The organism is Paenarthrobacter histidinolovorans (genome assembly GCF_014647595.1).
Lineage (GTDB): Bacteria > Actinomycetota > Actinomycetes > Actinomycetales > Micrococcaceae > Arthrobacter > Arthrobacter histidinolovorans.
The window spans coordinates 95,998-116,645 of sequence record NZ_BMPM01000010.1 but is presented as its reverse complement, the minus strand read 5'-3'; the positions used below and the strand labels follow the sequence as shown (position 1 = coordinate 116,645).

At 63.2% G+C, this 20,648-nt stretch carries 19 protein-coding genes; 13 read left to right on the top strand and 6 right to left on the bottom strand.

The window, feature by feature from the left end; all coding sequences use genetic code 11:
- Positions 1–92 precede the first annotated feature (92 nt).
- The 4 genes from pdhA to IEY62_RS19285 are packed head-to-tail and all read left to right on the top strand — an operon-like array spanning position 93 to position 4,514.
- On the top strand, positions 93–1,286 hold the full coding sequence (pdhA, locus tag IEY62_RS19300; protein ID WP_189020922.1) for a pyruvate dehydrogenase (acetyl-transferring) E1 component subunit alpha: 1,194 nt from the start codon (positions 93–95) through the stop codon (positions 1,284–1,286).
- Positions 1,286–2,266 carry an alpha-ketoacid dehydrogenase subunit beta gene (locus tag IEY62_RS19295; protein ID WP_189020920.1) on the top strand — a complete coding sequence of 327 codons (981 nt, stop codon included), beginning with the start codon at positions 1,286–1,288 and terminating at the stop codon, positions 2,264–2,266. Before pdhA ends, IEY62_RS19295 begins: the two co-directional genes overlap by 1 nt.
- Before the next feature lie 54 nt (positions 2,267–2,320).
- Positions 2,321–3,880, top strand: coding sequence for a dihydrolipoamide acetyltransferase family protein (locus tag IEY62_RS19290; protein WP_189020918.1), 1,560 nt, complete (start codon positions 2,321–2,323; stop codon positions 3,878–3,880).
- Positions 3,881–3,917: 37 nt separating this feature from the next.
- Positions 3,918–4,514 carry a phosphatase PAP2 family protein gene (locus IEY62_RS19285; RefSeq protein ID WP_189021046.1) on the top strand — a complete coding sequence of 199 codons (597 nt, stop codon included), beginning with the start codon at positions 3,918–3,920 and terminating at the stop codon, positions 4,512–4,514.
- A gap of 13 nt (positions 4,515–4,527) precedes the next feature.
- Here IEY62_RS19285 and IEY62_RS19280 read toward each other — a convergent pair whose 3' ends face one another.
- A complete protein-coding gene (locus IEY62_RS19280; RefSeq protein WP_229785462.1) occupies positions 4,528–5,622 on the bottom strand; it encodes an amidohydrolase family protein in 1,095 nt (364 codons plus the stop codon).
- 217 nt (positions 5,623–5,839) lie between these two features.
- On the opposite strand from IEY62_RS19280, the gene IEY62_RS19275 reads away from it, so the two are divergent.
- Positions 5,840–7,189 carry an APC family permease gene (locus IEY62_RS19275; RefSeq protein ID WP_189020915.1) on the top strand — a complete coding sequence of 450 codons (1,350 nt, stop codon included), beginning with the start codon at positions 5,840–5,842 and terminating at the stop codon, positions 7,187–7,189.
- On the opposite strand, the gene IEY62_RS19270 is transcribed toward IEY62_RS19275, so the two are convergent.
- The 3 genes from IEY62_RS19270 to IEY62_RS19260 form a co-directional block, all read right to left on the bottom strand.
- On the bottom strand, positions 7,186–7,497 hold the full coding sequence (locus IEY62_RS19270; protein WP_189021044.1) for a hypothetical protein: 312 nt from the start codon (positions 7,495–7,497) through the stop codon (positions 7,186–7,188). The two genes, IEY62_RS19275 and IEY62_RS19270, sit on opposite strands and share 4 nt — an antisense overlap.
- 172 nt (positions 7,498–7,669) lie before the next feature.
- On the bottom strand, positions 7,670–8,098 hold the full coding sequence (locus IEY62_RS19265; protein ID WP_189020913.1) for a universal stress protein: 429 nt from the start codon (positions 8,096–8,098) through the stop codon (positions 7,670–7,672).
- The gene (locus IEY62_RS19260; RefSeq protein WP_189020911.1) at positions 8,095–9,402 is read right to left on the bottom strand and encodes an aminotransferase-like domain-containing protein; all 1,308 of its coding nucleotides are present in this window, start codon (positions 9,400–9,402) and stop codon (positions 8,095–8,097) included. Before IEY62_RS19260 ends, IEY62_RS19265 begins: the two co-directional genes overlap by 4 nt.
- A 111-nt stretch (positions 9,403–9,513) precedes the next feature.
- On the opposite strand from IEY62_RS19260, the gene IEY62_RS19255 reads away from it, so the two are divergent.
- The 3 genes from IEY62_RS19255 (at position 9,514) to IEY62_RS19245 (ending at position 12,018) form a co-directional block, all read left to right on the top strand.
- Positions 9,514–10,362 carry an isocitrate lyase/PEP mutase family protein gene (locus IEY62_RS19255; RefSeq protein ID WP_189020909.1) on the top strand — a complete coding sequence of 283 codons (849 nt, stop codon included), beginning with the start codon at positions 9,514–9,516 and terminating at the stop codon, positions 10,360–10,362.
- A gap of 98 nt (positions 10,363–10,460) precedes the next feature.
- Positions 10,461–11,498 carry a hypothetical protein gene (locus IEY62_RS19250; RefSeq protein WP_189020907.1) on the top strand — a complete coding sequence of 346 codons (1,038 nt, stop codon included), beginning with the start codon at positions 10,461–10,463 and terminating at the stop codon, positions 11,496–11,498.
- Positions 11,479–12,018 (top strand): hypothetical protein, encoded by a 540-nt coding sequence (locus IEY62_RS19245; RefSeq protein ID WP_189020905.1) that lies wholly within the window; start codon positions 11,479–11,481, stop codon positions 12,016–12,018. Before IEY62_RS19250 ends, IEY62_RS19245 begins: the two co-directional genes overlap by 20 nt.
- Before the next feature lie 17 nt (positions 12,019–12,035).
- Here the strand turns inward: IEY62_RS19245 and IEY62_RS19240 are convergent, their stop codons facing one another.
- Both IEY62_RS19240 and IEY62_RS19235 read right to left on the bottom strand, forming a co-directional pair.
- A complete protein-coding gene (locus tag IEY62_RS19240) occupies positions 12,036–12,893 on the bottom strand; it encodes a GerMN domain-containing protein (RefSeq protein WP_229785461.1) in 858 nt (285 codons plus the stop codon).
- A 153-nt stretch (positions 12,894–13,046) separates the two neighbouring features.
- Positions 13,047–13,616, bottom strand: a complete 570-nt coding sequence (locus IEY62_RS19235; protein ID WP_189020903.1) for an NAD(P)H-dependent oxidoreductase — start codon at positions 13,614–13,616, stop codon at positions 13,047–13,049.
- A gap of 123 nt (positions 13,617–13,739) precedes the next feature.
- On the opposite strand from IEY62_RS19235, the gene IEY62_RS19230 reads away from it, so the two are divergent.
- The 5 genes from IEY62_RS19230 (at position 13,740) to IEY62_RS19210 (ending at position 20,606) form a co-directional block, all read left to right on the top strand.
- Complete coding sequence (locus IEY62_RS19230) at positions 13,740–14,354, top strand: TetR/AcrR family transcriptional regulator (protein ID WP_229785460.1); 615 nt, start codon at positions 13,740–13,742, stop codon at positions 14,352–14,354.
- A gap of 346 nt (positions 14,355–14,700) precedes the next feature.
- Positions 14,701–15,684 (top strand): ABC transporter permease, encoded by a 984-nt coding sequence (locus IEY62_RS19225; RefSeq protein WP_189020901.1) that lies wholly within the window; start codon positions 14,701–14,703, stop codon positions 15,682–15,684.
- Entirely contained in the window at positions 15,684–16,646 is a 963-nt protein-coding gene (locus IEY62_RS19220; protein WP_189020899.1) for an ABC transporter permease, read from the top strand. The genes IEY62_RS19225 and IEY62_RS19220 overlap by 1 nt, the downstream gene beginning before the upstream one ends.
- Complete coding sequence (locus tag IEY62_RS19215) at positions 16,643–18,802, top strand: dipeptide ABC transporter ATP-binding protein (RefSeq protein WP_189020896.1); 2,160 nt, start codon at positions 16,643–16,645, stop codon at positions 18,800–18,802. The genes IEY62_RS19220 and IEY62_RS19215 overlap by 4 nt, the downstream gene beginning before the upstream one ends.
- 76 nt (positions 18,803–18,878) lie before the next feature.
- Positions 18,879–20,606 (top strand): ABC transporter family substrate-binding protein, encoded by a 1,728-nt coding sequence (locus IEY62_RS19210; RefSeq protein WP_189020894.1) that lies wholly within the window; start codon positions 18,879–18,881, stop codon positions 20,604–20,606.
- The last annotated feature ends 42 nt before the right edge of the window (positions 20,607–20,648 follow it).

Below are 20,648 nucleotides of genomic sequence, written 5' to 3'. Positions count from 1 at the left end.
AATATGCCCGTTCCGGAATGCATTCCGGAACGGGCATATATCCCAGCGACAGAATTGCCCGGCAACCAGCCATGGCAAAGCAAGGAGACGGAATGGGCTCGACACAACTGCCCCCCGGGACGGAAGAATCTCTCGCGGCGACAACCGCGTTGGCAGCCGCACCAGGCGAACCAACGGAAATGGTGCAGTTGCTCGGACCCGACGGTGCACTGGGTTCGGACCCGATCTTCTCGGACTACGCCAAGCGGATCGACCCCGAGAAACTCCGGGTGTTCTACACCGATATGGCCAGGATCCGTCGCTTTGACCAGGAAGCCACCGCGCTCCAGCGCCAGGGCGAACTTGCCTTGTGGGTTCCCTTGACGGGCCAGGAGGCCGCCCAGATCGGCTCCGGGCACGCAAGCCAGCCGCAGGACTACATCTTCCCCACGTACCGGGAGCACGGAGTGGCGCTCGTCCGGAACGTGGACCTGGCAGAGCTGCTGAAGCAGTTCCGCGGAGTGTCGAACGGTGGATGGGATCCGCGCGAGAACAACTTCCACCTGTACACGCTGGTACTCGCTGCCCAAACGCTTCACGCTGTCGGCTACGCCATGGGCATCCAGCGGGACCAGAAGTCTGCCGCTGCCACGGAATCCTCTGATCCCAAAGCCGCTGTCATCGCCTACTTCGGAGACGGCGCCAGCTCAGAGGGCGACGTTCACGAGTCCATGGTTTTCGCGGCGTCCTACAACGCGCCCGTGGTGTTCTTCTGCCAGAACAACCACTGGGCAATCTCCGTGCCAACCGAAGTGCAGACCAAGGTTCCGCTGGCCAACCGCGCCAAGGGTTACGGGTTCCCGGGTATCCGGGTGGACGGCAACGACGTCATTGCGGTCCACGCCGTCACGGAGTGGGCCTTGGAGCATGCCCGCGAGGGCCGCGGCCCCGTCCTGATCGAGGCTTACACCTACCGGGTTGGTGCCCACACCACGGCTGATGATCCCACCAAGTACAGGGAGTCGGCCGAAGAAGCTGCCTGGCGGGAAAAGGATCCGCTGGACCGCCTGGAAAAGTACCTTCGCGCCGAAGGACTCGCAGACGAGGCGTTCTTCGAACAGGTCAAGGCCGACGGCGACGAACTTGCCAAGTATGTACGCAGCACAACCCATGGCCTGGAAGTCCCCGACATCCGCGACGCGTTCGCCAGCGTCTACGCCGAGCAACATCCGCTGATTGCAGAGGAATTGGCCTGGTTCGAGGAATACTCGGCCGGCTTTGAAAGCGACCAGGAGGCAGCCAACTGATGGCAACAATGACCATTGCCAAGGCCATCAACGAAGGTCTCCGTGCAACGCTGACGGACAACCCCAAATCGCTCCTGATGGGTGAAGACATCGGACACCTTGGCGGTGTTTACCGGGTCACCGACGGCCTCATCAAGGAATTCGGTGACGACCGCGTCCTGGATACGCCACTGGCGGAGTCCGGCATCGTGGGCACGGCGATCGGCCTGGCCCTCCGTGGATATTCGCCCGTGTGCGAGATCCAGTTCGACGGCTTCGTCTACCCGGCCTTCAACCAGATCACCACCCAGCTGGCAAAGATCCATGCCCGTAGCCTTGGCAAGCTCACGGTTCCTGTCGTCATCCGCATTCCCTACGGCGGCGGTATTGGTTCCATTGAGCACCACTCGGAGTCGCCCGAGGCCCTGTTCGCGCACACCGCAGGCCTGCGCATCATCACCCCCTCCAACGCTCACGACGCCTACTGGATGATCCAGAAGGCCGTCGAGTGCCAGGACCCCGTGATCTTCTTCGAGCCCAAGCGCCGTTACTGGCTCAAGGGCGAGGTCGATGTCCAGAACCCGGGCCTTTCGGAAGACCCGTTCAAGGCGCACGTTGTCCGGGAAGGCTCCGACGCCACCATTGTGGCGTACGGCCCGTTGGTACCGGTGGCCTTGGCCGCGGCAAACGCTGCCGTCGAGGACGGACGAAGCGTCGAGGTCATTGATCTCCGCTCCATCTCCCCCGTGGATTTTGACACTGTGGAAGCTTCCGTCAAGAAGACCGGCAGGTTGATCGTCGCGCACGAGGCCCCGACGTTTGGCGGCATCGGCGGTGAGATTGCGGCCCGCATCAGCGAACGGGCATTCCTGCATCTCGAAGCCCCGGTAATTCGTGTGGGCGGTTTCCATATGCCCTACCCGGTCGCCAAGGTGGAAGAGGATTACCTGCCGGACATCGACAAGATCCTCGAAGCCCTAGACCGCTCCCTGGCCTACTAACCCGTCTGATCCGCCCGGCTTCGCGGCCTGGTAACCGGAAAATCGAGGACCACTGTGACTGTAAAGAAATTCAACCTGCCGGACGTCGGCGAAGGCCTGACCGAGGCTGAGGTAGTTGCCTGGAAGGTCAAGCCTGGCGACACCGTAGCGATCAACGACGTTCTCTGCGAGATCGAGACCGCCAAGTCCCTCGTTGAACTGCCGTCGCCCTTCGCCGGTACGGTCACGGAGTTGTTGGTGGAAGAAGGCATCACCGTCGAGGTGGGAACGGCGATCATCGCTGTGTCGGAGGGGCAGGACGGCGACGCCCAAGCCGCCCCCGAGGCCCCGGCCCCTGCAGCGGCCGCCGAGGAAACCTTCACTCCTGTGTACGGCAAGCTCACCGCCGAGGCAGGCGAACAGCCAGCCGGTGGCCCGCTGGTCGGTTCAGGTCCCAAGGCCGACGCCGTCAAGCGCCGTGCCCGCAAACGGCCTGCCGGCGCTGTGGTTGAGGCTGCCGGAGTCGCCGAAAACGCCGAAGGAACCGTGCAGGACAACCAAGCGGTTTTGGCAGCGAAAGCAGCCGAAGCGCCGGTTTCACAGCGCACGACGCCGGCACGCGCCGTCGTCGAACCCGTACAGCCGTCCGCGACTGCTCCTGCGCTGCCACCTGGAGTGCAGCAGCCGGCTGCCACCCGCGGTGCGGCTTTCAGCGGCACCATCAGCGGTTTGGTCAACAAGGTTTTGGCCAAGCCGCCGGTACGCAAGTTTGCCCGTGACCTTGGCATCGACCTCGCCGATGTTGTCGCAACAGGTCAACGCGGTGAGGTGACCCGCGAGGACCTGGTGAGTTACCAGGCCCAGCGCGATGCCGAGCTCGATCAAGCGGACACGTTCTGGGGTGCCTCAAGGAAGCCGCAGGACCAGCGGGTCGAGCGTGTACCGGTCAAGGGCGTACGCAAAGCCACAGCCAAGGCCATGGTGGACTCCGCTTTCTCGGCACCCCACGTCAGTATCTTTGTGGATGTCGACGCCAGCCGGACCATGGAGTTCGTCAAGCGGCTCAAGGTTTCGCGTGATTTCGAAGGCATCAAGGTCTCTCCGCTGCTCATCCTGGCCAAGGCCGTCATTTGGGCGGCGGCCCGCAACCCCAGCGTCAACGCCACCTGGGTGGAGGACGCTGACGGGAAGGGGGGTGCAGAGATCCAGATCAAGCACTTCATGAATCTGGGAATCGCCGCGGCCACCCCGCGCGGCCTCATGGTTCCGAACATCAAGGATGCCCAGGACCTTTCCCTCAAGGAACTTGCCCTGGCGCTCAATGAGCTGGCCACCAAGGCCCGCGCGGGAAAGACCCAGCCTGCCGAAATGCAGGGCGGAACCCTGACCATCACCAACATCGGTGCGCTGGGCATCGATACCGGCACTCCAATCATCAACCCCGGTGAGGTGGCCATCATTGCTTTTGGCACCATCAAACAGAAGCCGTGGGTTCTGGATGGAGAAGTGATTCCGCGGTGGATTACCACCCTCGGCGGCTCCTTCGACCACAGAGTGGTCGACGGCGACTTGTCGGCGCGTTTCATGGCCGATGTTGCAGCCATTCTTGAAGAGCCGGCGCTGCTGCTTGACTGAACAGAAGACAGAAGCGGGTCACACCCCGGCCCAGCTGGTGAGTGGTCCGTGGCGGACTTTTGCCCGTGTTCTGACTGAGGTTTTCCAGCCGCCGGCCGTTGTGCTGGTCCTGCTGCTGATCAGTCCTGCGATCGAACCCGGATTTCCGGGGACCATATGGTTTGGCCTGCTGGGAGCGTTCTTTGTTTGCGTTCTGCCACTGGCCTACGTACTGCTGATGGTCAAGCTGGGCCGGATCACCGACCACCATGTCAGCGACCGGCGCCAAAGGCCGGCGGCGCTTCTGGTTGCCCTGCTCTCTGTGGTGGCCGGTTTGCTGGTGCTGCAGCTGCTGGGTGGGCCGGTGAGCGTATCCGTGATGATCATTGCCCTGATCGGGGGCATCGCGGTTCTGGCCGTAGTCAGTGCGTTTTGGAAGATGAGCGGACACGCTTCCGCACTGGCAGCAGCCGTGGTCATCACCATTCTCATGTTCGGCCCCCTGTGGCTTCCGCTGCTGGTCCTGGTACCTGCCGTGGGCTGGTCGCGGTTGGTTCTTCGCGCCCACACCCTTGGGCAGGTCATAGCAGGATCGCTGTTTGGTGGCGTCGTGATTGCGGGCCTGTGGTGGCTGCTCCGGGAGCTCATGCTCTAGCGAGTGTGCGGGCCTACAGACTCACTGTCTTTCCAGCCCGGACCACCCGCATCGGCGAAGGCCGGTCCACCACCAACTCTGGAATTGAGTGGGCTGCGAATTCCACCCGGTCAGCTGACCCGGGACCGAAGAACGCGGCAACTGCTGCCGACCCGAGCAGCTCTGCACCATCGGCTGTAGCGATCCGGAAGCACCTCTCCAGCTCGGCATCGGTCAAAGCTCCCGTCCGGTATCCCAGGAGATGGGTGCGGTCCACCATGCTTCCGGACCCGAAGGGTGACCACGCATCACGGACGCCATCTGAGCCCAGGGCAACCCGGACCCCATGCTTCTCCACGAGGTCAAGGACAGGGACGGGGTCTGCCCCGAGTGCACAGGTAGCCAGCCACATCCCGGCAGTTGCCATGGCATCGAGGGCGGCTCCAAGTCCTGGTTGGGAAGGGTCGCAGAGCGCAAAACCGTGGCCGACGGTGACCCGGCCCTGCATTCCTTCCGCCACCGTCCGCTCTGCGATCAGCTGCACCTGGGCGAGCCCCTCCGGGCCGGAATCGTGGAGGTGTATGTCCACGTCCCGTCCATACTTGTTCGCCAGTGCAAAGACCGCGTCCAGGTGACCGTGGAGATCGCCATCCAGTGAGGCGGGGTCTATCCCGCCCACAAGGTCTGCCCCTTCGGACAGGGAGGCTTCCACAAGGTCCAACGTGCCCTGATTGCTGAGAAGGCCGAACTGCGGGAACGCGACGATCTGGACGTCCAGGTAGGGAGCCAGCCTCTCAGCTGCTGCCCTGACGCCATGGATATTGCGCAACCCGATCTGTGTGGCCACGTCCACGTGTGCGCGCATTGCCATGGTTCCGCTGAGGACGGCTTGTCTCATAAGGGCGAAGGCGCATTCCTCCACGCTGTCCTGGTACGCGAGCTGCGCCCGCAAATCGTTGCTGATGAGGTCCTCAAGGGTGGCCGCCGCGCGGCGGGAAAGCCAGGGCGAGCCCCACGTGGTCTTGTCCGGGTGGATGTGCGCATCCACGAAACCGGGGGTCACTAAGAGGGGCTGAGTGTCGGAAGAGTTTCCGTAGTGGTCCTCCAGCGCCAGGTGTGCAGCCATCATCGTCCTCCTTATTGGCAATCGGTATACCAAATGATAGACCGCCATCCCACTTCGCGGTGCCGATGGACACAAAAGCCGCCCAGATCAAGCAAAACCGGACTGTCAGCCGGGGTCCAAATAGATTTTGGAATACCAAACTCTGTACAACACCCAACGTTGCCCCTAATCTAATGAACACCATTCATTTATGTGATGCGGATCGCATCAAGGAGGCACCATGCACACCCCGTCTACCAATGCACTGGAAGCTCCGCCGTCGCAACCCACGCTTAGGCGCGTTCTTGGCCTGCCTTCGTTGGTTGCCTTCGGCCTGACGTCAATGGGCATCTTGTCCGTCGTGGCGGTGTACGGGGCCGGAACCGAAATCAGCGACGGGCATTTGCCGGCCGCCTACGTAGCGGCCCTGGTGGCGATGATGTTCACGGCACACAGCTACGGTCAGATGGCACGCCACGTTCCGGTGACGGGCGGTGCCTATGCCTACGCCTCCCGCGCTTTCGGCAAGCCGTTTGGCTTCATGGTGGGCTGGGCCATGATGCTTGACTACCTGTTCCTCCCGATGGTGAACTTCCTGCTCTTCGGCCTGTATCTCAACAGCCTGGTGCCGGGCATACCGCCTCAGCTCGCAGTGCTGGCCTGTCTTCTGGTGGTCGGACTGTTCAGCGTGATCGGTGTGGGGTGGATCAAGAAAATGAACCTTGCGGTGGTCGCCGCCTCGGTGCTCGTCATCCTGGTCTTTGTTGTCCTGGCAGTCCTGAACGCTCCGGACCTCACGGTGGAGAGCGTCGTCCGGCCCTTGACCCCCGGTGCGGGCGGAATGATGCCGGTGATGGCTGCTGCCGCCATCGTCGCGTTCGCTTTTCTGGGCTTTGACGGCGTGTCCACTCTTTCAGAGGAAACGCGCCATCCGAAGAGGGATGTTCCGCGGGGCATCATTTTGTCCACGCTCTTCGCGGGCCTGGGCTACACGCTGTTTTCCGTGGCAGGAAGCTTGATCGCGCCTGACTGGCGGTCGATCGCGAATCTCGATGCCGCCGGAACCGAACTCATGCAGCGCGCCGGGGGAGACGTCTTGATGGTGGTGTTCGTCCTGGTGAACCTCGGCGGACTAGTGCTCTGTGGAACTGCGGCCCAAATGAGCGTCAGCCGGGTCATCTATGCCATGGGCAGGGACCGGATCCTGCCGGGAGTGCTGGCGAGACTTCAGCCGCGCTTCCGCACACCGCATGTCGCTGCACTGCTGGTATCCGCGGTGTCTTTGGTGGCCTTGTTCATCACCCTGGAACAGGCGGTCTACATGATTAACTTTGGGGCTTTGATTGCCTTCGCGGTGGTGAACCTCGCAACCATCAAGGTCCTGTTTTTCGAGCTGGGGAAGCGGGGCACGTGGGGGACCCTGCGGAACCTGGTTCTGCCTGTGCTGGGTTTCGCCTCCATCGCCTGGCTCTGGACATCCCTGGCGTGGTTTACCTACCTGCTCGGCGCGGCCTGGCTTGCCGTGGGACTGGCGATCCTCCTGGTCCGCCGCAGGCGGCCCGGAGTCCAGGAGTCACTTGAGTTCGGCTAGAACGCCGGGTAGTTCACCAGCAGTGCCTGGAGTTCCGTCGTCGACATGTTGTTTGCCAGCTCAATGCTGATGCCCATGGCGACGGCCGCTACGGTGACCATCGCTACGCAGGCCAGGGAGAGGAAGCGCCAGTCCTTGCGGAAAACGCTGCCGATGGTCTCGGGCATCTCAAGGCCGGGAGTGATCATGTTGGGGGCGCTGTCCCAGGAGCCGTCATCGAGCATCGCGATGACCTGGTTGTTGGCGCGGTCGTAGCGCATGGTGCTGATGGTGTTGCCGTGGCGGGCAAGCAGGATGTCGTGGCCCACGCGCTGGCGCGGCTGCAAGGTAAGCAAGAAGTTTCCCCTGAAATCGAGAAGTGGATGGCGGCTCACGCCATTGGGGGCATCTCGATTTTATAACGGTTCAGGTTACGGTCCGGCCCGAAATGCGCCAAACGCCGGGTGAGTCTCCCCACCCGGCGCAGTGATTCAGCTCGCTTTAGGGCTGGTCCGTTTTGGCGATGTAAACATCGCAGGGGGCGGTGTGGGCTACCGTGTTGGCCACGCTGCCCAGGACGCGGCCCAATCCCTGCATGCGTCGGTTGCCCACGACGATCAGGCGGGCATCATGCATTTCGGCTTCCTTGACCAGGGCTTCGCCCGGCTTGCCGCGGGCTGCGGAGTAGGTCACTTCGAGTCCGTCATGAGCGAGTCGCTCGGCAACGGTTCGGGCCACAGTTTCGGCCTCGGCGGCGTCGGACACGATCCACTTGTCCGTGCCGATTTCAACCACCTCGGTCCGGTTGCTGTCGAAGGCGCTGACAACGCGCAGGCTGGCTCCAAGGCCGAGCGCCAGCTGTTGTGCTGCCTGCGCCGCCCTCATCGCCGTCTCGCTGCCGTCGACTCCGACAATCACAACTCCGGTCATTGTGCTGCTCCTTCATTGGTGGCTTTGATGGCTTCTGCCAGGACAGGCGCCAGGCGACGTACGCCTTCGGCAATGGTATCCGGCGGCACCGCGCTGAAGGCGAGGCGCAGTTTGTTGGAGGGGCCGTCGGCGGGGGAGAAAGCTGCCCCGGGAATGAAGACGACGCCGGCGTCGATCGCCTTTCCGAGCAGCGGGTAGGTATCCACGCCCTCGGGCAGGGTGACCCACACGAAGAAGCCGCCGGCCGGACGGGTCCATGAGAGCCCTGCGGGCATGTACTCATCCAGGGCGGACAGAAGGGCCTCGCAACGCTCGGAGTAGAGCGTCCGGTACGTGTCGATCTGGCCCTGCCAGTCGTAATCGCGCAGATACGCCGAGACGAGCATCTGGTTCAGGGGTGGCGGGCATAGCGTCACGGCTTCCGAGGCCAGGTAGAAGCGCCGTTGCAGATGGGCGGGAACCAGTGCCCAGCCGATGCGGAGCCCCGGGGCAAAGATCTTGGAGAAGGACCCAAGGTAGATGACGTCGTCCGGGTTTGCCGCCCGCATTGGCGCAATGGGGTGACCGTCGAACCGCAAGAGCCCGTAGGGGTTGTCCTCGAGAACGATAATATTCGCCTCGCGGCATATGTCGACGATGCGCTGCCTGCGCTCCTGCGCCAGCGTGATGCCGGAGGGGTTGTTGAAGTTGGGGATCGTGTAGAGGAACTTGATGTTCTTGCCCTCTGACTGGAGCGCCGCGATCCTGGCCTCAAGAAGCTCGGGCACCAGTCCGTCGTCGTCCATTTTAACAGGTTCCACCTGCACTTGGTACGCCTCGAACGTGTTCAGGGCGCCCACATAAGTGGGGTTCTCCACCAGGACAACATCCCCTGGGTTGCAGAAGACCTTGGTGGCCACGTCCTGCGCCGACTGGGATCCAGCCGTGATGACGATGTTTTCGGGGCTGGCGTTGGTGATTCCTTCAGCGGCCATGATGTCGCAGATCTGGGCGCGCAGTTCTTCTGTTCCCTGGCCGCCGCCGTATTGCAGGGCGGTCATGCCTTCTTCGGCGATGATCCGGGCTGCGGTCTGGCCGAGCTTTTCCAGCGGCAGCGACTGGAGGTACGGGTTGCCGCCGGCGAGGGAGACAAGCCCTGGCTGCATGGAGATGTCGAAGACATCGCGCACGGCGGATTGCTTGATGTTGGCGGCCCGCGCGGAGAACAGTTCCTCGTGCGGGTGAGCGGCCGTGGCGGCCCGCTCAATGGCGTCGATGGCTTCAGCGGGCAGTGTTGCGCCGGCATCCAATGTTTCGTGGGTCACAGTCACAGGATACTCCCCGATGTTGCTAATGAGGCAACACTTGTTTTCACAACCGCCACGTGTTTGCAGGCCAAGCTTTACGCCACGGGTGTGAGCGGTTGGAATGTAGCTATGACAGCGCACCGAGGATCCGTGACCAAAGCCCAGCAATTCCACAAACTTCACGAGGCCGGGCCCGATCCCCTCGTGTTGGTGAACGTGTGGGACGCAGCCTCCGCCCGCGTCGTCCAGGAAGCCGGAGCGACGGCGATCGCCACCTCAAGCTCCGCCGTCTCCTGGAGCCTGGGCTTTCGGGACGGGGACCACGTGCCGTGGGGCTTGGCCATGGCTGCGTTGGGCCGGGTAGTGGGTGCCACCACTTTGCCGGTCACGGCAGACATCGAGACGGGCTACGGGCGAACCGATGATGAGCTCAGGGCCACGGTCCACGCCGTCCTGGACGCCGGGGCCGTGGGGATCAACATCGAAGACTCGGGTGCTGAGCCGCTCACCGATATCGACGAGCAATCCCGTCGGATCGCACTGATCCGCCTGGTCGCGGACGAACGCGACATTCCGTTGTTCATCAATGCCCGCACCGACACCTACCTTTCCGGCCAATTCCCGGACACGGCCTACGAGGAAACCCTCCGTCGAGCCGAGTCCTACCTCACTGCGGGGGCCAGCGGGATCTTCGTGCCCGGCGTCGTTGATCTCCACGTCCTGCACCAGCTTTCCAGCCGGATCCCTGCGCCGCTCAATGCGCTGGCGGGCGTTGGGGCGCCGTCGCCCCTGGAACTGCACGACGTCGGTGTCCGCCGCGTCAGCATCGGCGGCAACACAGCCAAAGCGGCGTACGCCAAGGTGGCGCGCGTGGCCAAGGAGATCCTGGGCGACGGAAATTGGGCCGGCCTGGCCGGCACCCGCAGCCACGACGAAATGGATTCGTTGTTCGAACAGGGCCCCAAATACAGCCTGTGACGCGGGGCCAAACGCACGACGACGGCACCCGGCTTTAATGTCGGACCTCACCGATAACTTTGGGAACAGGAAGAAGGCATACGGCGAAGGGAGGGCACATGGCACGGCGCAGTGTGCAGTTCTGGCGGATCGAGCAATTGAACGAAGCAGATCCCGGCCGTCCGTTTCCTGCCCGTCGCGTGGCTGAAGTGCTGAAGAAGGCCCAGGAGGCCGGAACGGACAGGCATTTCACCAGTGCGGACGGAACAGTTTTGCTTGCACAGGCGGTGGCAACCTTGCCCTACCCGGTGCTGCTTCTCGACCGGGTCCGGGATACCAACCTCCCCAGTGTTGGTGATGCGCTGGGCAGGCGCAAGCCGTTGCCCCTGGCGCCTGGCGATCATCTGCTTGAAACCACCTACTTCGCCTTCCTCAAACGCAACGTGATGGCTGTGCTCACCAGCGGAAATGGCCCCAGGGCGTCCAGGATGGGGGAGTACCTGGATGGGATGCTGGGCTTGGAGCCCGTCCTGGTGCCCGTGGTGCGGGAGGACATTGAGGAAATCCTGGCCCGGCTGGAGGTGAGCCGTTTCGAGTTTGCCCTGCCCGCTGAGCGCTTGTCGGGAAAGCTCATGGAAGGCGAGTGGGCTGATGTTCTGGACAGTGCCTCGCGCCTGATGAACCAAGGAACTTTCCGGATTTCCCTGAGCGTCGGCAGGGCAGGAAGTGCCGACGACAAGCGGCGGATCAGGGCGCGTATTCAGCGGCTGATCGATCTTTTCCGCCAGGCCGGTTCCGTGGAGCATTTCGATTACGTGGTTGCCGAGGGCAAAGACTCCCTGACCGGTGACCGCGAGGTAGTGGACCTGCTGAAGGAACGGTTCATTTCGCACATCGAGGTGGACCCGGACGTCTTCAATGACCCGCAGAAGTCCACTGCCGAGGCCATTGCGATCCTCAACAAGCAGGCCAGGGACAACGAGCCGTTCTTCGCCAGGACGTTGCCGGACGTCAAGGGGGCCGCTGATTCCAGCCTCGTACCGGACCTGGTCGCAGGAGGAATGGCCACCGTGCGTGCAGCTCTCGCCGCAGCCAGGGTTGGCGAAGAAGCCGGGGAATCCCGGGATGGGTCGGGTCATGAGCTTGTACGAGGTTGATGTTGACCGCGCCGGCCGCCGCAGGCCGTTGTGGCGTTGGTTCCTGCTGCATCCTATGGCCGATTACCTGTGGGCTGGGTTGGTCGTCCTCCTCTGGGTGGGCATAGCCGCTGTGACCGGTCGGCCTCTGCTGCTGGAGGGCGTCGATCCCGGTGCGCGGCGGGCCTTGTTCCAAACCCTCGCCACCCTGGCAGGCGCCACGGCCGGGCTCACCCTCACGAGTGTCTCCATGCTGATCAATGTGCTGGGGAAGAAGGCTGCACCGGGCCAGCGCGAACTCCCGCTGGAAAGGCTGTCAGCCACCCACCGCCGTCAGATCGGCGAGGTGTTCCTGTTCGCCATTCCCGGCCTCGGCCTTCTGGTGGTTGCCGCGTTGATGACGGTTGTCCTTGAAGGAGACGCGCCCACGGGCCTGTGGATTCCGGAGGCTGTGGCGCTTCTGCTGACGTTCGCCTCAGTATTGGCGTTGTTGCGCGTGGCCTGGGCCCTCAGGCGCGTGCTGGCGATCGCGACGGCCTAGCCGCTCCCGCCATTCCCTCATCGCACGCTCAGCGCCTCCGTGAGGGTCCTGCCGTTGACGTAGATCTCGGCCCGCGACGCCCCCGTGGCCGCCACAACAGTGTGGGTCAGCTGGGCTTGTATCCGCGGGATGTCGCAGACGCCGCCTGGTCGCAGTGATCCACTAAGGTTCACCACCACTGTGGATCCACTCATGTAGCCGGACAGGAATGTCAGTGACGAATCCGCCAGGGAATCGTAGAGCGCCGCATCACTGTCCACCGGCATGCCTCCTTCCAGCAAGCGCCCCAAGGCCACGGACAGCGGATCGCCAGGAACTTCTGCCCCGCGCACGGGAACCAGGCTGTCGTTGCAGCCGAACCGCACGCCGCGCGCCCCGCCGTCGTCGATGGCGACGTAGTAGACCGCCGGGCCGGAATCTTCGGAAGCCACCGGGACCACAGTGGCCGTCGCTGACGGTTCGGGGGCGCTGGTGCCGGGTTGAGGCGAAGGCTCGGCGACGGGAACCGGCTTGATTGTGCTCGGCGCGGGGCTGCCGGGTGCAGCGGATGAAGGGGCCGGAGTGGCGCTGGGGGCAGGATCTGCACTCGCGGCCGGGGGTGGCGCGGCGGGAACCGCGACGGAGGGAACGCCCGGCATCGGGGTTACTGCAGTTGCCGGGGCAGAAGCCACCGGCGGGGTGCTGGGAGCGGCGGGCGGGGGCGTCGGCACGGAAACCGTGGGGAGCGGATTGCTGGTAGGTGACGTGGCAGCGTCCGGGGCCGCGGTGCAGCCGGCCGCCCACAGCACGAAACCGAGGCAGGCGGCCGTGATCGCCGTCGTACTCCTGGTTCCCCGTCCGGCATGCATGACAGCCCCGCGCTCCTGTCCGTCCACCTGTACTTCCAACGTTAGGACGGGATCCCGGGGGGCGTAATGCCGCTATGGTGACGGTTCGGACAAGAGTTGATCACGCACCGGGGCCAACTGCCGGGCAGACAAATGCCCCCGCGCCGCAGGATGCGGAACGGGGGCATGGCAACCGGAGAACTAGGCTGCGGCTTCTTCGTCGTCCTGGGCAGCGGTCAGCGGCTCAAAGATGCCCTTGATCTGCTCTACGACCTCGGCGTCGTCCTTCGGGTGCAGTTCAGCGAAGCGGATCATGGACCCGGGGACGGCCAGCTTCACGTCTTCGAGGACCTTGGCGCCGGCAATGCCGACGGCCTTGCGGGCTTCGTCCTGTGCCCAGACGCCGCCGTACTGGCCGAAAGCGGTTCCGACGACGGCGGTCGGCTTGCCGGAGAGGGCGCCGGCGCCGAAGGGGCGGGACAGCCAGTCGATGGCGTTCTTCAGCGAAGCGGGGACGGTGCCGTTGTGCTCGGGGGTGACCAGGAGGATGGTGTCGGCGTCGTTTGCCGCGGCGCGGAGGGCCGCGGCTTCGGCGGGGACCTGGCCTTCGATGTCGATGTCCTCGTTGTAGAACGGGATGTTGCCCAGGGAATCGTGGATCTGCACGTCAACGTTTTCCGGAGCGTTCAGCTGGATGGCTTCGGCCAGCTTCTTGTTGTGGGAATCGGCGCGCAGGCTGCCGACGAGGGTCAGAACGGTGCTCTTGGACATGGTGTCTCCTTGTGTCGGGCCGGGTGTGGGTTCCCCGGCCTGCGGTTTCTGGGGCTTTGGAGCCTTCACCGATACTAAACGGACTACGGTCCGTTTTCTATTCCCGGGTCTAGAATGTTTCTTGTGAGCTTCATCCCCCTCCAGCCCGACGCGCCCATGGGGACGCCGGGACTGCCGCATGAGCGCAGCGACGCCGCGCGGAACCGCGAGCGCTTGCTCTGCGCTGCCCGGGAGCTGGTGGATGAGTTCGGCGCCGACGCGCTGACCATGGACGCCCTCGCGTGCAAAGCCAAGGTGGGCAAGGGCACGGTCTTCCGGAGGTTTGGCAGCCGTGCCGGGCTCATGATGACCCTGCTCAGCGATGCCGAGTCCGAGTTCCAGCGTGGCTTCATGTTCGGGCCGCCCCCGCTTGGTCCGGGTGCGTCACCTGAAGACCGCCTCGTGGCTTTTGGTGAAGGGCGGATCTATTTCGTCCTGGAAAACGGCGAGCTTCTGAAAGCTGCCGGCGCTGCTACCCGGAACAGGTTTGATGTCCCCGCGACAAAGCTCTCGCACCGGCATATGGAGGTTCTGCTGCGGGAGGCGGGCATCGCGGATCCCTGGGTGATGGCGATGTCCCTGACCTACGCCCTGGACCCCGAGCGGATCGTCGACGACGTCCGGGTTCGGGGCATTTCGCCGAGCCGGCTCACGGACTCCTGGCGTGAGCTCATCACCCGCCTCCTGAAGGCCACCTAGCTCGAAGTTCCCGGAGGGATCCCACTTGCGGGTTCTTAGGTGTCCGTGCTGGATGGCCCTACGCGATGGCCCTGCTGTGTGGCCCTTCTGTCGAATTCCTGACGCAGTCTGCACATAACAATCTGGCTGCAGGCGCGAAACTGGCCGCCCGGAAGCAAAACGTGAAGCAGTTATTGTGGTAGTTTCCTCTTGAATGTGACGCATGCCATACAGGGCTGGTGATCACTGAAGGGGTGTGGGGGACCCAAGAACCCGCTGCATCTATTCGTAGCTGACGCCGGCCACAGCCGGGAACCGCGGAAGGACGAGCTTTGAGTTTTGCCACGATTCGGGGCAGCCACCCGACATGCTGAAATATCTGCTGAAGCGTTCAGGCATCTACCTGATCATGATCTTCCTGACCACCAGCGCCGGGTATTTCCTGGCTGTCTCATCGCTCAAACCGGCCGTCCTGGAACAAGAGAAGATTCCGCGGCCAACCCCCGAACAGGTAGCAGCGTCCTTCCGGGGACTCGGCCTGGACCCGGAGAAGAACGCCTGGGAGCGTTACGTCGAATGGCTCGGCGGCATCGTGACCCGCTGGGACTGGGGCCGCAGCCCGAACGGTGCCTACGTCAACGCCGAGTTCGCGGACCGTGTGTTGGTGTCCACCCGGCTGTTCATTGCCTCGATCATCCTGACGTTGATCATCGGGGTGGCACTGGGTGTCTACTCTGCCGCACGCCAATACAAGTTCCAGGACCGTGTCATTACGTCCTACAGCTACCTGGTCCACATCCTCCCCGCCCCCATCGCCTACTTCCTGGTGCAGTTGGGTGCCATCAGCATCAACGAAGCCGTCGGCGAGCGACTGTTCTTCGTGACAGGAATTTCGACGCCGGGAATAGACCCGGGCTGGCCGGCTTTCGTTGACCTTGTGGCCCACTACGCCGTGCCCACCTTCGCGATGACCATCTTCGGTTGGGCGGGTTACCAGATCGCACAACGGCAATACCTTCTGGACAACGTGAATGCAGACTTCGTCCGGACTGCCCGGGCCAAGGGCCTCACCCGTAACCAGGCCATCCGGAAGCATGCACTGCGGGTCTCCTTCATTCCGGTGGCCCAAAGCATCGCGTTCACCATCCCGGCGATCTTCACGGGGGGCTTCTTCGCCGAGGCCATCTTCGCCTGGCCTGGCATCGGACTGTGGAGCATCCAGTCCATCGGCTTGCAGGACGTCAACGTTGCCACCGCCACGTTGGCCTACGGTTCGGTCATCTTCGCAATCGGCGCCATCCTGGCCGACTTTGCCACCACGCTGGTCGATCCACGAGTGAGGGTCCAGTAATGACAAACATCATCGACCCGATCGCCGAAATCGACGAGTCCCGCGTAGCTGACCAGGACGTGGTCATCGGCAAGTCCCGGATCATTTTCCGCCGCTTCCTGCGGAACCGGACCGCCGTCGCCGGTCTGTTCATTTTCGTGGCACTGTTCCTCTTCTCCGTCTTCGGCGGTTTCCTGACGCCGTGGGACAAGGAGACCATCGATCCCCTGAACATCGGGATGCCACCGTCGCCCGACCACCTCCTGGGCACCACCCAGGCCGGCATCGACCTCATGGCGCTCATTGTCGATGGCACCAGGACGTCGATCCTCATTGGCCTGATTGTGGGCGGCATATCCGTGCTGATCTCCGCCGTCTATGGCTGCACCATGGCGTTCTTTGGCGGCAAGGTGGATGCCACCATGCTGTTCATCCTCGAAGCGCTCATCATGATGCCCGCCATCCTGGTGGTTGCCGTGGCAACAAGCGGCAGTGGCGGCCTCAAGAACCTGCCCAGCTGGCTGCTGCTGGTGGTTGTGCTGCTGTTCTTCAGCTGGATGGGCACGGCCCGCCTGGTGCGCTCCCTGTCCATGTCCCTCATGCAGCGTGATTACGTCAAAGCGGCCAAGTACATGGGCGTGCCTTCCCGCAGGATCGTGTGGCGCCACCTGGTTCCGAACATTGGCTCCCTGCTGGTCCTCGACTTCACCCGGGGGATCACCGGTGCAATTCTTGCCGAGGTTGCTTTCTCCTTTATCGGCATCGGCATCAAGCTCCCGGATGTCAGCCTCGGCGTCCTCATCGGCCAGGCGACGGGCCAGGTGTCGTCGTTCCCGTGGATGTTCTGGGTACCTCTGATCGTGATGTTCTTCCTGACCGGTTCGCTGGCCATGATGAACGACGGCCTCCGCGACGCCTTCGACCCCAGCTCCAGCTCGATTGGCCGGGCGAAGAACAAGACCGCAAAGGTGACCACCAAATGAGCACCAACACCACTCCCGCCGAGCGCCTCCGCGATGCCGGACTGTACGCTCCCGGCGACGCCGTCCTCAGTGTCCGTGACCTGAACGTCCGCTTCAACTCCGAAAACGGCGTGGTCCACGCTGTCCGCGGCGTCGACTTCGACCTCATGCCGGGAAAGACCCTGGGAATCGTGGGTGAGTCCGGCTCCGGCAAGTCCGTCACCTCCATGGCGATCATGGGGCTCCTCCCCGAAACAGCGGACATCTCGGGTTCGGTGCGTTTCAAGGGCAAGGAACTCCTTGGCCTGAGTGACAAAGCCATGTGCAAGCACCGCGGCAGCGACATCGCCATGGTGTTCCAGGACCCGCTGTCCTCGCTGACGCCCGTCTACACCGTGGGCAACCAGATCATCGAGGCCCTGACTGTCCACAACCCGACCATGAGCAAGCAGGCGAAAGAAGCCCGCGCCGTCGACCTCTTGCGCATGGTGGGTATCCCAAGCCCCAAGGACAGGCTGAAGGCCTTCCCGCACGAGTTCTCGGGCGGCATGCGCCAGCGCGTAATGATCGCCATCGCGATCGCCAACGATCCGCGGGTGCTCATCGCCGATGAACCCACGACGGCGCTCGATGTCACCATCCAGGCGCAGGTGTTGGAAGTCCTGCACACAGCTCAGGAGGAGACCGGCGCAGCCGTCGTCATGATCACGCACGACCTCGGCGTCGTCGCCGGCATGGCTGACGACATCATGGTCATGTACGCGGGCAAGCCTGTGGAAACCGGCACGGTGGAGGACATCTACTACAACCCGCGGATGCCTTACACGCTCGGCTTGCTGGGTGCCGTCCCGCGGGTGGATACAGCCACCAAGCAGTCGCTGGTACCCATCGAGGGAACGCCTCCCAATCTGGCCTTGCCGGTGACAGGGTGCTCCTTCGCGGCCCGTTGCCCCATGGTCAGCGACGCCTGCCTGCACGGCGAGCCCGAGCTCATTTCCGTACCCGGATCCGAGACCGGGACGTTGGACCACAAGGCAGCCTGCATCAAGTCCGGCGAGCTTTCCGGCAATGCGGACGCGCACCGGATTTTCCACGCTCCGCCCAAGCCGGTTTCAAAGTTCGACGGCGTTGCCCGCACCGAACGCGACAAGGTCCTGGAACTCAAGGACGTCAAGAAGCACTTCCCCCTGCTCAAAGGTGCCTTGATCAAGCGGCGGATCGGCACGGTCAAGGCCGTGGACGGTCTGAGCTTCGACATCCGCGAGGGCGAATGCGTCTCAATCGTGGGGGAGTCCGGCTGCGGCAAGACCACCACGCTCCTGGAAATCATGGAGTTCCACCCGGATCAGGTGGGCGAAGTGGTGATCGGCGGCGTCAGCAACAAAGTGGCCACGGACCACAAGACCAAAATGGCCATGCGCAAGGAAATGCAGATGGTGTTCCAGGACCCCACCGGTGCCCTGGATCCGCGCTTCACTGTGTATGAAGTCCTGGCCGAACCGCTGGAAAACCTGGGGATGCCCAAGGCCGCCATCAAGAAGCGCATCATGGAACTCATGCAGCTGGTGGGCCTGCAGCCGGACCACGTCAACCGCTTCCCCAACCAGTTCTCAGGTGGTCAGCGCCAGCGCATCGGCATTGCCCGGGCGCTCGCGGTCAACCCCAAGCTGGTGGTCCTGGATGAGCCCGTGTCCGCGCTGGATGTGTCGGTCCAGGCCGGGGTCATCAACCTGCTGGACAAGCTCCGCGCCGAACTTGGCCTCAGCTACCTCATGGTGGCCCACGACCTGTCGGTGGTCCGCCATATCTCGGACCGGGTAGCCGTGATGTATCTGGGCAAGATCGTGGAAACCGGTAACGTGGACGACGTCTTCGACAACCCGAGGCACCCCTACACCCGGGCCCTGCTGTCCGCGATCCCCGTACCGGACCCGAACCTGGAACGCACCCGCGAACGCATCATCCTGCAGGGTGACCTGCCCAGCCCGCTTGATGCGCCCAAGGGTTGTAACTTCGCTACACGTTGCCCGGTGTTTGCCGCGCTACCTGCCGCAAAGCAGGAGAAGTGCCTTACTCTGGAGCCGCCACTGACTTCCGAAGCGGAAGGCGGGCAGGACTTTGCCTGCTTCTTCCCGGACGGAGAGCTGGATGCCGAGATGCTGGTGGTGCATGCCTGACAACATATGACGCATCGAATGAATCCCTGGTCTCAACTCGCAAAGTTATTTCAGTCGTAAACATGAAGGGCAAACCATGAAGAAGTACACGACGATCGGCGGCGTAGCACTCGCAGCAACGCTCATGCTGACCGCTTGCGGCGGGGGAACGCCGTCGGGTCCGGCCTCCCAGAAGGCCGAAGAGGCAGGCGGTGACATCAGCAAGCTGATCAGCGTCAACGCCAAGGAAACCAAGGACATGGACCAGGGCGGCACCGTCACCCTGGCAGTGGGCAGTATCGGGCCGGACTTTAACGGCTTCTCCAATGTTGGCAACAGCGCCGATACCTCGGCGGTCTTGACGCCGGTGAACACAGCCGCCATCAGCAGCGGCGGCATCGGCGGTTGCTGGAAGCTGGACTTCAACGGCAAGGCCGAGCCGAACAAGGACTTCTGCGAATCGGTGACCAGCGAAGTCAAGGATGGCAAGCAGACCATCACCATCAAGGTCAATGACAAGGCGACCTGGAACGATGGCACTCCCATTGATGTGAAGACCTTCGAGAACACGTGGAAGATGCTCCGCGGCGAAGACAAGTCAATCGACATCGTCACCGCCGGCGCCTACGCCTTCGTGGACTCGGTCAAGGCCGGCGCCAACGACAAAGAAGTCATTGTGACCACCACCCAGCCGGTCTTCCCGCTGGAAGGTCTCTTCTTTGGCTTGATCCACCCGGCGGTGAACACCCCGGAGATCTTCAACACGGGCTTCGCCGGCAACATGCACCCCGAATGGATGGCTGGACCGTTCAAGGTGGAGAACTACGACACCACTGCCAAGACGGTCACCATGGTCCCCAACGACAAGTGGTGGGGTCAGAAGCCGGTTCTCGAGAAGGTCATCTGGCGTCAGATGGAGCCGAGCGCAACCATCGCAGCCTTCAAGAACGGCGAAATCGATGCCACCAGTGGCCGTACCCTTGGCCGCTACAAGCAGCTCGAGGGCACCAAGGACGCTGACGTTCGCCGCGGCCAGCGACTGTTCGCCGGTGGCCTGAACCTGAACGCCAAGCGCCCGGCGCTGACCGACGTCGCTGTCCGCAAGGCGATCTTCACCGCAGTGGACCGCAAGGCCATCCGCGATGTCCGCTTCAACGGCCTGAACTGGTCCGAAGAAAGCTCGGGCTCCATGATGCTGATGCCGTTCTCCGAGTACTACCAGGACAACTACCCTGTGAAGGAAACTGGCGCCGAGGCTGCCAAGAAGGTCCTGACCGACGCTGGCTACACGGCCAATGACAAGGGCATCATGGCGAAGGACGGCGTCCCCGTCTCCTTCAAGATCACCAACTTCGGTGACGATCCCACCGCGGCTGCAACCTCGCAGACCCTGCAGAAGCAGCTCCAGGCCGCAGGCATGGATGTTGGCATTGACCAGCGCGGCGACGCAGACTTCGGCAAGGTTGTTGGATCCCGCGAGTTCGATGTGACCATCTCCGGTTACACCGTGGGTCCGGACGCAACAGATGCCGTCAAGCAGTACTACGACTCCACCACCAACGAGAACGGCCTGGGCGATGCTGAGCTCGACGCCGAAATCAAGCGCCTTGCTACCATCGCCGACGACACCGAGCGCAACAAGGCAGCAATGGAAGTCGAGAAGAAGCACATGGAGAAGTACTTCTCCATGGGCACCGTTATGAACGGACCGGAGATCCAGTTCGTGCACAAGGGCCTGGCCAACTACGGCCCGTCCCTGTTCAAGAGCCTCTCCAACGTTCCGGACTGGACCACTCTCGGCTGGGAAAAGGGCGCCAAGAAGTAGCCCTCCTGCTGTAATTTCCTGAAGGCCGGGAGCTTCCCGAAC